Source organism: Endozoicomonas sp. ALE010 (assembly GCF_049310165.1).
Lineage (GTDB): Bacteria > Pseudomonadota > Gammaproteobacteria > Pseudomonadales > Endozoicomonadaceae > Endozoicomonas.
Window position 1 is genome coordinate 1 of record NZ_JBLYNV010000017.1, and the last position, 14,362, is coordinate 14,362.

A 14,362-nucleotide genomic window follows, 5' to 3' on the forward strand; every position below is an offset into this window, starting at 1 on the left:
CGGCTCAGGCTGCAAGCCATGGGGGTATCTGAGGATCTGAGTCGGTGGCTGACCGATTGCGCCAGTGCCCTCAATAATCATTTCCGACAGCAACGCATTCCCCTTGAACTGACGTTGTCGCAGCTGCTCCGGGCGGCCGATGAATTGGGCAAAATCGCCATGGACCAGTGGACTAAACATCTATCACTGAAGTGGTGGCCCTATCTGAAGTACTGTGAATACAGCTTTCAGTGGCCTTATACTCATGGAAAGGGATCTTCCAGAGGTCCGGACACTCATTCACCGGAGATTTTCAGCTTGGGCTCGCCCCCTGGTGTATCCAGAAACTTTCAGGTTACCCGGTTTTTTCCCGGTAAATGGAGTCCCGATCTGTATCGACTGGAGCTGTATACAGCCGATGTGAACACTGATAAGCAGTTAGTTCAAAGCCGGTTGCCTATACACCCCGTGGAGCAGAGCAATCTTTTGCCCCTGTTAACCGGGCGAACCTATCTGAAAACCGGCGAAACCCCCGGGCGCATGACACTGAAACCGGGCAGCAATTGGCAACGATTGCCATCGCTGACCCCCAACGACGTGTTGACCGGTCTGAGATCCATTCCGAAACAGACGCAGCTGGCACGGGATAAGAGCACCGACCAATACTTTCTTCGTTCCGGACTCACGAAACCGGTGACGGTGGATTTTATTATTAAGCCCGACCTGACTTATTTTCAGCCGTTAACGGCTGATGATCCCATCAACACACAGCCCCTGCGTTGCCCGCCCCTGATCAAAGTACATCTGGATCAGGAGGTGTTCAGCGAATACCCGGCTCCGGGGTACCGGAAGTTGCGGGAAATAGGGCAGTTAGAGAATTTGTCCGAACGGCTACTGGCCCTTGTCGATTGGTTCAGGGCATTTTCTTACGATCGTCCTTTTGACGAAACCGGCATCAGCCTGGTTAAGCAACTGTTGCAGGAACAACAGGGAACCTGCCGCCATCGTGGGTTTCTGTTTCAATTACTCTGTCTTTACTGGGGTATTGAAGCCCGTATAGTAAATTCGGGCTCACATGCTTTCGTTGAGGTCAGATCCTGCAATGGGTGGCGACTTTGTGATTTAGGGGGCGCTGGCAGCTCCACTTACAGTTATTCATCAGAGCCGGAATGGCACAATATTTTCAAGTCAGCGCCAGTGGGCCCCGTCAATTCGCGTTACGCTCAGGACGGAGCCGCTGATGGCTGGAACGGGATATCGTCACTGGCCACTTCTTTGCTCAAGCAACACAAGTGTACTCAATCTGAATTACCCCAAGAGGCGATAAAACAAATCCAGGACACCTTTCTGGAAACGTTCCGGAAAAATTTCCGCCCTATCCCCATAGGCAGGGAGTTATCATCAAGTCGATCTAAACCAGTATCGCCAGGTTGCAAATCTCATAACGGTATCTTTGCATTTCAGATTGTCGTCCATTGGGTACCGGAACAGTATTTGTTGGCGGCCCGACATGCCATTGAGCATTTTTCCACCCTGGCCCCCCCGGAAAAAAAAGCCATTATCGACTGGAGCCACTGTATGCTCATCTGGTCAACCCAATTTACGTCTCCCCTAAAGCATCCTTTCTGTGAGTGGTCGGAGTTTGCCTGGCAACTGTATTTGCAAAGCCCGAATGATTTTCCCGTCCTGCCTGTTCAAAGCCTGCAGACCATTATCCGGTTCAATTTTGATCATAATGGCATGGCTCAACGAATAAGCCAGCGCCTGTTCCAGGTTGAGTCCATCGATAAAGTCTATCTGAAAAATGTCCGCGACAGTCCGGAGGTCGGCAATTTTCCCCTGCTGTGCTCCGGGAAACAATTGCCACAGGTGGCGGCTACCGAAGTTTATTGGAGTCATGCCTCCCGGGGCAAACCGGATATTGCCCGACTGATCCGTGGTCAGCCCTGTTTCCCGGAAAAATCAACCTATTACCAGGAAACCAATACCCTGATAGTGGCCGCCCAGTTTTTGATCGAAAGGGCGTGGGACACTCTCCGGCAAAGCACCAATAAACTGACCGGCTCAGCCTTTCTTAAGGAACTCCCTGTGCCCCAGATCATGAGTACCCTTGATGATCACATCGATGATGCAGAAAATAACCGGCAGTTAATTCGTCTGATCGGCGATCAACGCTCTGCTGACATATATACCCCGGTAATATGTGAAGACCTGAAAAGATTCCGGGTCTTGATCGTTGGCAATTTCCGCGACCGGGTAACCATCTTTGAAAGTGCGGCAGGGCAAAATTTCAACCTGATCGGCAGTGGGATTTTTACTCCGGGTATTGCCCTGGATTGTGAGGATTCGCTGGGAACCATAAAACGCTTGATCAATGAACATGACGCAACCATTTTAAGCAGATATTAAAATTCCTTCTCTCCGGAAATTTAACGAGATTAAAAATGAATCCTTGTTTTACTAACGAGCAATCTACTAAAAGACCAAAGTTGACTCATGACAGTGTAATGAGTCCAAGTACCGATAAGGCTAACTCTGAAACTTCCGCTCATTCATTGCATTTTTCCGGGATACCTTTGAACAAACTCGGTGATATCTCTACTCATCTGAGCTGTGGTGAAATTCAGGAGTTGCAAAAAGAGTGTGGGCAGATCCATCTGTCGGCGGTTACCTCCCGTGACATTAAGGAAAACTGGCCTTTTAAATACCTGTATACCAGACCTGATAAAGCTGAAACCAGGCAGAACGATCCACTCATCACTCACCAACCGGTATTCTCTGAGGAGATACGTCAGATGATTGAATGCCGCGAGTTTAAACTTGAGCGAAAAGGGGTTGCTCATTTTTTTGATGGTCAGAACATAAAAGCGATGTTCAGCCCCTCGGAACGCCATGTCCTGTTCCAGGACTTCCATGTAGTCCGCGGCTGGAGTTGTGATGACAATGGTGACTGGCGGGAGGACGTTGTACTAGGGGTCAAACCAGATAAAACCGCCATCTTCAGCACTTCCGGGCACTATGCGATGGCAGCAGCAGAAGGGGTGTGCAAAGTCTGGAGCTTTGACAGTGGGACCAACTGGCTGGAACAGTTTGAGACCCACAATATCGGCAGGATTAAGAATGTTCAATTTTCCCCCATAGAGCGGGCACTGGCCATCACCAGCAGTGACCATAACGGCCTTGATGCATTGATGATCTGCGTTCGCCATGGCGATAGAGGCTGGATACCGGGATACATGAACAATGGGTTTGAGAATTTGTCTTTTCAATTCAGTCCTTCCGGTAATGATCTACTGATCACTTTCAAACGTGGTGCTGAAATTATGAGCATTGACTACGACGGCCAGGTCAGATGCCAATATTCATATCCGACCAGCGACATGGACGTGAATGCTACCTTCAGTCCGACTGGAGATTGTGCTGTTATCCTCACCAAAACGGTGGGTTCAGATGAAAACACACTGACAATCATTGGCCCTGTAGACGACAAGTGGCAAGAGTTGGGATCCCTCAACATGACAATTCATGATGTCAAATTCAGTAACTCAGCACGGCATCTGATGATCCACACCATAGACCATAAAATCAGACTATGGAGTGTGAATGACCAGGGCCGCTATGTTCAAAAGAAAGAAATTACTGATCAGCCGTCACTTACGGCTACGCAATTCAGTGCATCAGAAGACATCTTCCTGACTCACAATTCTGATAATGGCGTTGTCCAAATCCTGAACTATAACCGTTCGGGCCAATGGGTAATTTCACATAAAAATACTTATTATTTGTCGCGGCAAGCCTGTTTCAGCGATGACCCGGCATCCAACTGTATTATGATCAGGGAGGATAATGATGTTCATGTCGTGCATGTTAGCAACGAAGGCCGTTGCCAATTTAAAAAAATCCATTCAGAAGAGAAAATTGATGAGGCAAGCATCAGCCCATCAGGACGCTATGTTCTGACCACTCATGGTGGCCGTGATGGGCTCATAGCCAGGCTCTGGAGTTTTGACAGCGAGGGTAATTCGTTTGCCAAAACCAGGATTAACCGTCCTGCATCGGTCAACAACGGTTTCAAAGTCAATAAAGCCATATTCAGCGCTTCGGAGCAGTTGCTCCGGCTTTACGGCGGTGGTGGTTTTTTTTCTCTGAATACCATTATCTTTTGGGGGTGTGATAATAACGGCTCATGGACCGAGAGAGGCGTTGTGGACAATGCTGTCTGTGACCCATTGACCGATGAACCTGTCCACAGTCACACAATGCTCCAGATATTGGCTGGCGACGAGGAACAGGACGGAGACTTTAAAATCTTCGGCTACGACCGTGATGGCAATTGGTGCCAAAAGGCAAAAAGAAACCATGGTACAACATTCTCTTCAGGCAGTTTCAGCCCCTCGGGACGAATGCTGTTGACCTGTGGTGACAACAGCGCCAGCATCTGGCAGATCAACCCGGAGAAACAAGTATAAGCAGTCAGTGCCAAAGGGCTGCGCTGGCTTTTTTGCACGCAGCTCTCTGTTTTTTTATGCCTGAAAAACATCATCGGTATTGCCGCATAAGTAGTTGGCCAAATGGAATCGGATATTTCTGGCTAGGTGGGCAGTTGCTATGCAAGGCGCAACGTAGGGAGCATAGCCGTAGCTATGTGACCGGAGTTGCAACGCCGCACGACTGCATGGATGCAGGAGATAGAGCAACGCAGGAGCAGTTGCCGGGAGTGACTGACAACTTAGTCAGAAATATATGATTTCATTTGGTTAACTACTTACACCACGGCTTAATCAGGAATCTGCAGCACCTGCCCCACACGAATAGTATTGGCACTGGATAGCCGGTTAGCACGCCTCAGGTCATTCATGCTGATTTCAAACCGATTGGCAATCTCTGACAGCGTATCCCCGGGTTTAATCACATACCGTGATGGCCGGGTGTTAAGGGTGCCCTCCTGTTTCCACTTGGCAACCAGTGTGTCCGGTGGTGGCTTTTTGTAGAACCAGCTTTTCGTACCATTGAAAATGGCTTTCGCCATCGCCTTCTGGTGACTGCGGCTCTTTAGTTTTCTGGCCTCTTCAGGATTGGTGATAAACCCGGTCTCTATCAGGATGGATGGAATATCCGGAGACTTCAGCACCACAAAGCCGGCCTGTTCCACCTGTTTTTTATGCAGCTGGTTAATCCCACCCATATTCGCCAGAACTTTATTGCCCACTTCCAGGCTGGAGGACAGGGTTGAGGTCATGGACAGGTCCAGCAGAACCCCGGCCAGAACATCATCCTTATCCCCCAGGGATATACCGCCTTCTCCGCCAATCTGGTCTGATGCGTTCTCTTTCTGGGCCAGCCAGCGAGCCGTTTCCGATGTGGCACCTCGGCGTGAAAGGGCATAAACCGACGCCCCTTTGGCACGACGATCCTTAAAGCCATCCGCATGGATGGAGATGAACAGATCGGCCTTGTTGTCCCGGGCAATCTGGGTACGACGGCGGAGGTCTATATAATAATCACCCGTGCGCACCAGCACCGGCCGAAACCCCTTCTCTTTAGACAGCAGGGTGGCCAGCTCTTTGGCTATCGCCAGGGTTACCTGTTTCTCATAACCACCGCCGTAGGCAATGGCCCCGGGGTCTTCACCGCCGTGGCCAGCATCTATCGCCACGATAATATCCCGATGACCAGCGGGCTTCTGCCGGACCACTGGCTGTGGTTTTCTGCTCTTATCATCAAACAGATCAACCACCAGGCGGTGGCCATAGGTCGCATTGGGTTTCAGCAGAAAACTTTCGCTGGACACCTTTTCACTGAGATCCAGAACGATACGCAGGTCATTTTTATTACGGGCACCATGGCGGATCTTTTGAATCGGCGTATCTTTCAGCAGCAGGCTATTGAATGAGCCACTGAGCCGGGCACCGTCAACATCAATAACCAGTCGGCTGGGGTTGCTCAGGTGGAATTTATGGTGTTCAACCGCATCGGAAACATCGAACACCAGTCGTGTTTTATCCGGCGACCGCCAGAGTCTGACATTTTTAATCAGCTTATAGACCGCTTCAGCTACCTGAACCTTCAGGGCTGCAAGCCCCACGGCCAGAATACCCAGCTGCCTGACAAAACGACGCCTGCCACCGGAAAATACCGGTTCAACCTCAGTGCCAGAGGTGGCTCTTTTTCGGGTAGGTGTCGCTGTGCGTTGTCTTCTCGAAAGCCTGGCCAGAACCCGGCGAACAATCCCTGTTCTCTGACTCATCCGCCCCCCTGAAGTGCTCTTATGGTTTCCAGCGCACGCTTCCCTTTTTCAGTCACTGCGACAATCCTTGCTTTCCTGCCGGGCAGCTCACTCTGGTCAAACGAGTGATAGGCAAAGGTAATGTCCAGATCAGCCTCTGGCAGCTCCCCCTGTCCGCGGGTTGGCCACTCAACCAGGCACAGCGCCGCTTCGCTGAAATAATCCCGACCACCAATAAATTCCAACTCCTCAGGGTCGGCAAGGCGATAAAGATCAAAGTGGTAAACCTTATGGTTATTGACCTCGTAAGGCTCCACCAGTGTATAGGTCGGGCTTTTTACCGCGCCCTGATGGCCAAGATGCCGAAGGACACCCCGGCAGAACGTGGTTTTACCCGCGCCAAGATCACCATGCAGAAAAACAATGCCCCGGTCCCCCAGGGCTTCTGCCAGATGCCCCCCCAGCGCCACCATGGCATCTTCATTTTTTATCAGCAGTTCGTATCTGCCTTGCATAAGCCTTTCCATCACAGCCAGTTGCCTGACCCTTAATGACCAATAATAAAATTCAATCGTTGTCGAATAACCGGAATCAACTCCGTTGCCCTTAAGCCGGTTTCACCCTGACCGGCAACCACCTCATCGGCAGCAGATGCATGCAGCCAGGCCGCCATTTGGGCCGCCCTGAAAGGTGTCAGCCCCTGGGCCAGCAGTGCGCCAATAACGCCACTGAGCACATCCCCCATACCGGCCACCGCCATGCCCGGGTTGCCCTCAGAGCACAGCGCGGTGCTCTGGCCATCAAACAGCAGCGTTCCCGCCCCTTTCAGTAGCAGGGCAATCTCTGGCTGCCGGTGTGCTGCACCCTCGCCAGTAAGAACCGTTAATTGTCGATGACTGTCTACCAGCGCTGCAAATCGATTGTTCTGAATCGTTGGAATATCCAAACCCGATAAACGCGCCAGCTCACCAGGATGAGGGGTGAAAATAATCGGGGACTTTCGTCCATTTAGCAATTGTGGATGATCCGATAACAGGTTCAGGGCATCAGCATCCAGCACCATCGGGCACTCTGCCGCCAGGGTATCCTTGAGCAGCTGCAGCCCCCAGTCATCGCGGCCCAAACCCGGGCCAATAACCATGACATTCTTTCCTTCAGCCAGAGAACCCAGGCCGGCCCCGCGCTTTACCGATACCCCCATCACCTCAGGGCAACGCACAGCCAGCGCCGCAAGGTGTCGCTTGCGGGTAACCACCGTGACACGGCCAGCACCGCAATGAAGGGCGGACTCAGCGGCCATCATGATCGCCCCCGGCATCCCGTGGTTACCCCCGATAAGCAGCACATGCCCAAAATCACCTTTATGGGCGGCACGGCTTCTCGGTGACAGCCAGCCGCGAAACTGTTCCGGAGCAATTCGTTGACAGTCAGCAGGAACGGTTTGATAGACCCGTTCAGGCACGCCCAGGTCATTAAAGACCAGCTCGCCACAGTATTCTGGTCCCAACCCTGTCATCAGCCCCTGTTTCAGGCCAATAAAAGAGACGGTAACCCTGGCCTTGACCGCCACTCCCAGCGGAACTCCAGTATCAGCACAAAGGCCGGACGGGATATCCACAGCACACACCGGACGTTCAAGATGATTCAGCCGTTTGATGGCATCCTGATAGTCACCCCGTACTTCACCACAAAGCCCGGTACCGAGCATGGCATCCACAACCACATCCGCACACAGGGACTGGGTGCTGTCGTAAGGTCGAATCACCACGCCAGCATCAGCGCAGGCCTGCCAGGCCGTGAGGGCATCGCCGTTAAGCTCCGCTGGATTTTTCACCGCCAGTACCGAAACCCTCAGCCCCTGCTCTTTGGCCAGTTTGGCGACCATATAGCCATCGCCACCGTTGTTGCCTGCCCCACACAACACCAGCAGGGTTCCGGCTTCTGGCCAGTAGTGGACAATCGTGGACAGCACGGTGCTGGCCGCCCTGGTCATCAGCTCAAAACCCGGGATGCCGTGCTGGTGGATGGCCACATGATCCAGTTGTCGAACCTGATCGGCAGTATAGAGAGACTCTGGTAAGCTCTTATTCATAAGCGTGCCCGCGATGATACAATAGAGATTGTATTTTGCATTCAAACTGTGCCAAACAATCTATGCCAAGAGAGTTAATCCAATTCAGTGCCTGAACCGTTATCTTCACCACCCACTTTAACCACATTGACGGACTCATCGCCAGCACCGGCTATGGAAAAACTCGTTGGGAAAATTCGTATCTGGGCCAGAGAACTTGGCTTTCAGGAGATCGGCATTACCGAAGCCAAAATACCGGAAGATGATCTTAAGCATCTGGCAGCCTGGCTGGCGAAAGGGTATCACGGCGATATGGCTTATATGGCCCAGCACGGTGAGTTGCGGGCACACCCGGAGCAACTGCATCCCGGCGCATTAAGGGTGATTTCTGCCCGTATGGATTACCTGCCAGCGGATACTGAAACCGTGAAACTGCTCAACGAACCGGAAAAAGCCTATGTTTCCCGCTATGCCCTGGGCCGGGACTACCATAAGTTGATCCGCAAACGGCTCACCCAGCTGGGCAGGCAGATTGAAGCTGCCGTTGGAGATCATGGCTATCGCGCCTTTGTGGACAGTGCGCCAGTGATGGAACGTCCATTGGCGCAACAGGCCGGACTGGGCTGGATGGGCAAGCATTCACTGATACTGAACCGTCAGGCTGGCTCCTTTTTCTTTCTTGGTGAACTGTTCACCAACCTCCCGCTGCCTGTGGATAGGCCTTACGAAAATAATCACTGTGGACGCTGTACCTCCTGTATGGACAAGTGCCCAACCCGGGCCATTGTGGCTCCCTACAAGGTGGATGCCCGCCGCTGTATCTCTTACCTGACCATCGAAAACAAGGGCCCCATTCCTGAAGAGCTGCGCCCTCTGATGGGCAATCGCATCTATGGCTGTGATGACTGCCAGCTGGCCTGCCCCTGGAACCGTTTTGCCAAGCCAACCCGGGAGCCGGACTTTCAACCGCGTCACCATCTGGATGACAGTGATCTGGTCGATCTTTTCCTCTGGAGTGAAGAACAGTTTCTGGAACGAACCGCTGGCTCGCCTATTCGCAGGGCAGGTTATGAAAGCTGGTTGCGTAATATCGCCGTGGCACTGGGCAATGCCCCGGGCAGTGACGCCATTATTGCCGCTCTGAAAAGTCGTCTGGATTATCCATCAGAGCTGGTTCAGGAGCATGTCCTCTGGGCTCTCAAGCAACACGATGCCAGGAGGCTGTCCGAGAATAGACTGCCCTACGCGGCAACTGCTCCTGCGTTGCTCTAGCTCCTGCATCCATGCAGTCGTGCGGCGACAGCAAATTGGTCTAAAAATTCGCTTTTGTTTGGCAAATAGCCCCGCTATTCACCTCACAAAACCGATTTTTTATCCTCAATTTTCTGTCGTCCTCGCTACGGGCGCTATTCTCGGACAGCCTCCCAGGTGCTGATGCAGATTGTCCACAGGTGAATCAAGACGGCCAATTCCCGTTACTGAATCTAACGGGCTTGTTAGTGATCTGTCCCGTCGATCAACTAATCTTGGGACAGTAATCATGGCGACTTTATTTTTGACTTGAATCAGGAAAAAGTCTCTTGGAACAATAACTAACAAGGCAGATTATAATCATGAAATCGACTAAACCTATTTTTTTTACGCTACTGTTATCCCTGATGACCAGCAACCTGACTCTTGCAGCCGACGGTGGGAATGACACGGTCTGGATATTTGGCTATGGCAGCCTGATGTCTACGCTTGCCCGCACCGCTACCGCAGAAGACCCCCAAGATGCCGAGTACCTGCCGGTCAGAGTTCATGATATGGCCAGAAAGTGGAATCTCTGGATAGAAAAAGCCACACAGAGAGCGCTGAACATCGAAGCATCCCCCGGAGATTACCTTAATGGCTTACTCTTTCCCGTGAAAACCAAAGATCTGCCAGCTTTTGACATACGCGAAGGGGCATACCATCGAGTAAAAATAGCCAAAGATAAAGTGTCATTTTATCGGGAGGATCACAGGAATAAGGTTCTTGGAACCCACGATGACGTTGAAATTTATGCCTACCTCCCCAACTACAAGTTTTACTTTGGTCCGGAAGATACTGAAAAGAAAATCGCCATGTCCTACCTGAATATTGTCCGTTCCGGCTGTGTTGAAGTGGACCAGACCAATAATCTCAATGGCCAGTTCATCATGGACTGTCACAAAACGCTGGGCCTTGAAGAGTATGACGCTTTTCAGGATGAAGACCAGCCCACCTACATAAGACACCCGAAAAAATTGCTGAACAAAGCAGAGCAAAGAGTGGATTTTCTGAAGGGGTATCTGGAAAAAGACTGGCCCAATTATCTTGAAATCGTCAGGAAATATTGGGGGTTCTGATATCTGGGGGTCGCCGCCCGCTACCCGCAAAAGCGCAAGCGGTTCCGGCTTTTGCGGGTAGCGGGAAGCGTCTGTAGGAATATTGAAGTTATTTCAGGACCATTCCTACACAGGCAACCCAAACCTCGGCAGAGACAATCCCTTATACACTGCCATCAGCCTGAGAATAAGGACAACAGCAGCCGCAATAATTGACGTGTGGTTTATGTTTTGGAGCAATGGCTCCAGCAATATGAACACCGCGCCTCCCGCCATGGCAGCAGATGCATAGATCTCCTGTCTCAATACCATGGGAATCTCCCCGGCCAGCATATCCCGGATGGCACCCCCACCACAGCCAGTCAATACCCCCATCATCACAGCGACCATTGGCTCCACACCAAATGACAACGACTTGGTCAAGCCGATGACCACAAAGACCGCCAGCCCCAGGGCATCAGAGACCTGAAGAATCCACTTGCTGCGCTCATGCCACTGGCGAACCAGGATGGCAAACAGCGTCGTAGCCAGAATAACCAGCAGGTAGAGCGTATCCTGTATCCAGAATACGGGCGTAGAGGAGAGCAAAACGTCTCGAATAGTTCCGCCCCCAACGGCAGTCACGAAGGCGAGTACCATTGCGCCAAAGAGGTCCATGTCTTTACGGCAGGCCAGCCAGACACCACTAATCGCAAAAACCACAGTACCAAAAAGGTCGAGAATATAGAGCAGCATCAACGAATCTACGGAGAAAAGGTCATTGGATTATAGATTATAAATTCGTCTTCCACGGCCAGATATAGTCATATACCGGCATTCTTTCCGAATACCGACAGGCTCCTGGTTTCAATGAGCTTGATGGGTGTCGTTATCAAATGTCTTCGGACTCCGTTCGTCCTGAGCTTGTCGAAGGGCGCAAACTCCTGCCTCCGATAGATCGTGCCAAACACCCTTCGTCCGTGCATCCTGAGCCGAGCCGAAGGGCGCTCAGGGTGAACGGAGATTGTATACATCAAACTCTTTGAAACGATGTACTAGTCTTCGTTACTCCTGATGAGGATTAACCGCCATGAATAAACCCGATATTCACAATGGCAGGCTGCCAGCAGAAGAGTACCGCCGCAACTTTGCCGACATTAAGCCTCCCCTCAGTGATTACCAGGCTCATATTGAAGCCAGCCGATGCCTTTACTGCGAAGCGGCACCCTGTATCCCGGCCTGTCCTACCGGTATCAACATTCCCTCTTTTATCAATCGTATCGCCACTGACAATATCGACGGTGCTGCACAGGCCATTCTGGATGCCAATATTCTGGGAGGAAGCTGTGCCCGGGTCTGTCCAACCGAGGTTCTCTGCGAGCAGGCCTGCGTCAGAAATCATGAACCAGAGTGCCTGCCGGTGAAAATCGGCCTGCTGCAGCGTTATGCCATCGATAACCGCCAGTCAGCTGACCATCCATTTACCCGTCTGCCGGAAACAGGAAAAACCATCGCCGTTGTGGGTGCCGGCCCGGCAGGACTGTCCTGTGCACATGCCTTGGCCAGACAAGGTCACACCATTACCCTGTTTGATGCCCGGGAGAAGCCCGGAGGCCTCAATGAGTTCGGCATCGCCTACTACAAACTGGTGGATAGCTATGCCCGCCAGGAAGTGGACTTCATTTTGGAAATTGGCGGTATCTGTCCGGAGTATGGCTGTCGGCTTGGTCAGAATCTCAGCCTGGATCAATTGCGAGCACAGTTTGACGGGGTGTTTCTCGGGCTCGGGTTGGGCGGTTGCCACTTATTAGGCCTTCCGGGTGAAGCAGCAGAAGGCGTTGAGGATGCTCTCCCGGCCATATCCTCCCTTCGTCAGTGCCATGATCTGAGCCAATTGCCTGTTGGCCGACGTATAGTGGTTATTGGCGGGGGCAACACCGCTATTGATATTGCCTGCCAATGCAAACGGCTGGGCGCAGAGGATGTCACCATTGCCTATCGTCGTGGCCCTGAACAGATGTCAGCCACCGGTCATGAACAGGCGTTTGCCCGGGACAATGGTGTTCGCATCCTCACCTGGGTTCAGCCTTCAGCCCTGCAGACAGAAGATGGCTGCATCACCGCCATCCAGCTGGAAAAAACCGTGCTGGATACCAGCGGCCAATTACAGGGCACGGGAGAGCTGACCACCTTGCCGGTAGACACACTCTACAAAGCCATTGGCCAGCATTTGCTGGTGGATGCCTTTGCCAATACCAGTGACAGCCCTGCGATAAAAGGCAACCGCATAGTAACGGACGACCACTTTCGTACGTCACTGGTTAACGTCTGGGCCGGTGGTGACTGCATTGATAAAGGTGAAGACCTGACTGTCCATGCGGTTGAGCATGGAAAACGGGCGGCCCGGGCCATTGATCAATACCTGCAACGGAGGGAAAGATAATGGCTGATTTAACCAGTAATTTCCTTGGTATTCGCTCCCCCAACCCGTTCTGGCTGGCTTCTGCGCCACCGACGGACAAAGCCTACAATGTCTATCGGGCATTTGAGGCTGGCTGGGGCGGTGCAGTCTGGAAAACCCTGGGTGAAGACCCGGCACCGGTCAATGTCTGTTCCCGTTATTCCTGCCACAGGAATACCCGTGGTGACGTGATCGGGTTTAACAATATTGAACTGATCACCGACCGCCCGCTGCAAGTGAATCTGGACGAGATACGCCAAACCAAAAAAGACTGGCCAGACCGGGCACTGCTGGTCTCGCTGATGGTACCCTGCAAAGAAGAAAGCTGGCAGGCCATCCTCAGCCAGGTAGAGGAGACCGGGTGCGATGGTGTTGAACTGAATTTCGGCTGTCCCCACGGCATGCCGGAACGGGGAATGGGCTCAGCGGTCGGTCAGGTGCCGGACTATATTGAAATGGTTACCCGCTGGTGCAAGCAACACAGCAACCTGCCCGTTGTCGTTAAACTCACCCCCAATATCACTAATATCGTGGTGGCTGCTGAAGCGGCTCAGGCCGGTGGTGCCGATGCCGTATCGCTAATCAATACCATCAACTCCATTACCGGTATTGATCTGGACCGGATGGTGGGATACCACGCCGTCAACGATAAGTTCACCAGTGGCGGTTATTGTGGCGAAGCGGTGAAACCCATCGCCCTGAATATGGTCGGGCAGATTGCCCGCAGCCCGGACACCGCCGGACTGCCCATCTCGGCCATTGGCGGTATCAGTACCTGGCGGGACGCAGCCGAATTTATGGCGTTAGGGGCGGGCACCGTTCAGGTTTGTACCGCCGCCATGCTGAACGGTTTCAAAATTGTACAGGACATGATTGATGGCCTGTCCCGGTGGATGGACCGCAAACACTATCCGACCCTGGACAGCTTTCAAGGCGCTGCCATCCCCAATCTGACCGACTGGAAATACCTGGACCTGAATTACAAGACCATTGCCCACATTGATCAGGACAGCTGTATCCAATGCGGCCGATGCTATGCCGCCTGTGAAGATGCTGCCCACCAGGCCATCGCCATGACACCGGTAAAAAATTCAACCCGGCACCGGTATGAGGTGATCGAGGAGGCTTGCGTGGGGTGTAACCTCTGCCAGATCACCTGTCCGGTGGATAACTGTATATCCATGGTCAGGCAGCAAACCGGCAAACCTTACCTGAACTGGACGCAGCATCCGAATAACCGGGGTCAGGAAGGTAACCTATCGACGGAGCAAACCTGATTTTTCAGTGCCGGAGTATGT

At 52.3% G+C, this 14,362-nt stretch carries 10 protein-coding genes; 6 read left to right on the forward strand and 4 right to left on the reverse strand.

Annotated features, from left to right (window positions below; translation table 11 throughout):
• Both ACO6UY_RS09445 and ACO6UY_RS09450 read left to right on the forward strand, forming a co-directional pair.
• The coding region (locus ACO6UY_RS09445) for a transglutaminase-like domain-containing protein (protein WP_422489721.1) at positions 1-2,388 on the forward strand (2,388 nt) is incomplete at its 5' end.
• A gap of 98 nt (positions 2,389-2,486) precedes the next feature.
• A complete protein-coding gene (locus ACO6UY_RS09450) occupies positions 2,487-4,448 on the forward strand; it encodes a WD40 repeat domain-containing protein (protein ID WP_422449858.1) in 1,962 nt (653 codons plus the stop codon).
• A 308-nt stretch (positions 4,449-4,756) separates the two neighbouring features.
• Here ACO6UY_RS09450 and ACO6UY_RS09455 read toward each other — a convergent pair whose 3' ends face one another.
• The 3 genes from ACO6UY_RS09455 to ACO6UY_RS09465 are packed head-to-tail and all read right to left on the reverse strand — an operon-like array spanning position 4,757 to position 8,297.
• Positions 4,757-6,226: an N-acetylmuramoyl-L-alanine amidase gene (locus tag ACO6UY_RS09455; protein ID WP_422449859.1), complete on the reverse strand. Its 1,470-nt coding sequence runs from the start codon at positions 6,224-6,226 to the stop codon at positions 4,757-4,759.
• The gene (tsaE, locus tag ACO6UY_RS09460) at positions 6,223-6,720 is read right to left on the reverse strand and encodes a tRNA (adenosine(37)-N6)-threonylcarbamoyltransferase complex ATPase subunit type 1 TsaE (RefSeq protein ID WP_422449860.1); all 498 of its coding nucleotides are present in this window, start codon (positions 6,718-6,720) and stop codon (positions 6,223-6,225) included. The genes ACO6UY_RS09455 and tsaE overlap by 4 nt, the downstream gene beginning before the upstream one ends.
• Positions 6,721-6,752: 32 nt before the next feature.
• Positions 6,753-8,297: an NAD(P)H-hydrate dehydratase gene (locus tag ACO6UY_RS09465; protein WP_422449861.1), complete on the reverse strand. Its 1,545-nt coding sequence runs from the start codon at positions 8,295-8,297 to the stop codon at positions 6,753-6,755.
• A 153-nt stretch (positions 8,298-8,450) separates the two neighbouring features.
• Between ACO6UY_RS09465 and queG the strand changes: the two genes are divergently transcribed.
• Positions 8,451-9,548, forward strand: a complete 1,098-nt coding sequence (gene queG / locus ACO6UY_RS09470) for a tRNA epoxyqueuosine(34) reductase QueG (protein ID WP_422449862.1) — start codon at positions 8,451-8,453, stop codon at positions 9,546-9,548.
• Between the two features lie 341 nt (positions 9,549-9,889).
• Complete coding sequence (locus tag ACO6UY_RS09475; protein WP_422449863.1) at positions 9,890-10,645, forward strand: hypothetical protein; 756 nt, start codon at positions 9,890-9,892, stop codon at positions 10,643-10,645.
• 105 nt (positions 10,646-10,750) lie between these two features.
• Here the strand turns inward: ACO6UY_RS09475 and ACO6UY_RS09480 are convergent, their stop codons facing one another.
• Positions 10,751-11,359 (reverse strand): trimeric intracellular cation channel family protein, encoded by a 609-nt coding sequence (locus tag ACO6UY_RS09480; RefSeq protein WP_422449864.1) that lies wholly within the window; start codon positions 11,357-11,359, stop codon positions 10,751-10,753.
• Between the two features lie 334 nt (positions 11,360-11,693).
• Here ACO6UY_RS09480 and ACO6UY_RS09485 point away from each other — a divergent pair, with 334 nt between their 5' ends.
• Both ACO6UY_RS09485 and preA read left to right on the forward strand, forming a co-directional pair.
• Entirely contained in the window at positions 11,694-13,046 is a 1,353-nt protein-coding gene (locus ACO6UY_RS09485; protein WP_422449865.1) for an NAD(P)-dependent oxidoreductase, read from the forward strand.
• Positions 13,046-14,341 carry an NAD-dependent dihydropyrimidine dehydrogenase subunit PreA gene (preA, locus tag ACO6UY_RS09490; protein WP_422449866.1) on the forward strand — a complete coding sequence of 432 codons (1,296 nt, stop codon included), beginning with the start codon at positions 13,046-13,048 and terminating at the stop codon, positions 14,339-14,341. Before ACO6UY_RS09485 ends, preA begins: the two co-directional genes overlap by 1 nt.
• Positions 14,342-14,362 lie beyond the last annotated feature (21 nt).

Coding starts and splice junctions, on each gene's coding strand:
- ACO6UY_RS09480 (WP_422449864.1), bottom strand. CDS start 11,359: ATGCTGCTCTATATTCTCGACCTTTTTGGTACTGTGGTTTTTGCGATT.
- ACO6UY_RS09465 (WP_422449861.1), bottom strand. CDS start 8,297: ATGAATAAGAGCTTACCAGAGTCTCTCTATACTGCCGATCAGGTTCGA.
- queG (WP_422449862.1), top strand. CDS start 8,451: ATGGAAAAACTCGTTGGGAAAATTCGTATCTGGGCCAGAGAACTTGGC.
- preA (WP_422449866.1), top strand. CDS start 13,046: ATGGCTGATTTAACCAGTAATTTCCTTGGTATTCGCTCCCCCAACCCG.
- ACO6UY_RS09475 (WP_422449863.1), top strand. CDS start 9,890: ATGAAATCGACTAAACCTATTTTTTTTACGCTACTGTTATCCCTGATG.
- ACO6UY_RS09485 (WP_422449865.1), top strand. CDS start 11,694: ATGAATAAACCCGATATTCACAATGGCAGGCTGCCAGCAGAAGAGTAC.
- tsaE (WP_422449860.1), bottom strand. CDS start 6,720: ATGCAAGGCAGATACGAACTGCTGATAAAAAATGAAGATGCCATGGTG.
- ACO6UY_RS09455 (WP_422449859.1), bottom strand. CDS start 6,226: ATGAGTCAGAGAACAGGGATTGTTCGCCGGGTTCTGGCCAGGCTTTCG.
- ACO6UY_RS09450 (WP_422449858.1), top strand. CDS start 2,487: ATGAGTCCAAGTACCGATAAGGCTAACTCTGAAACTTCCGCTCATTCA.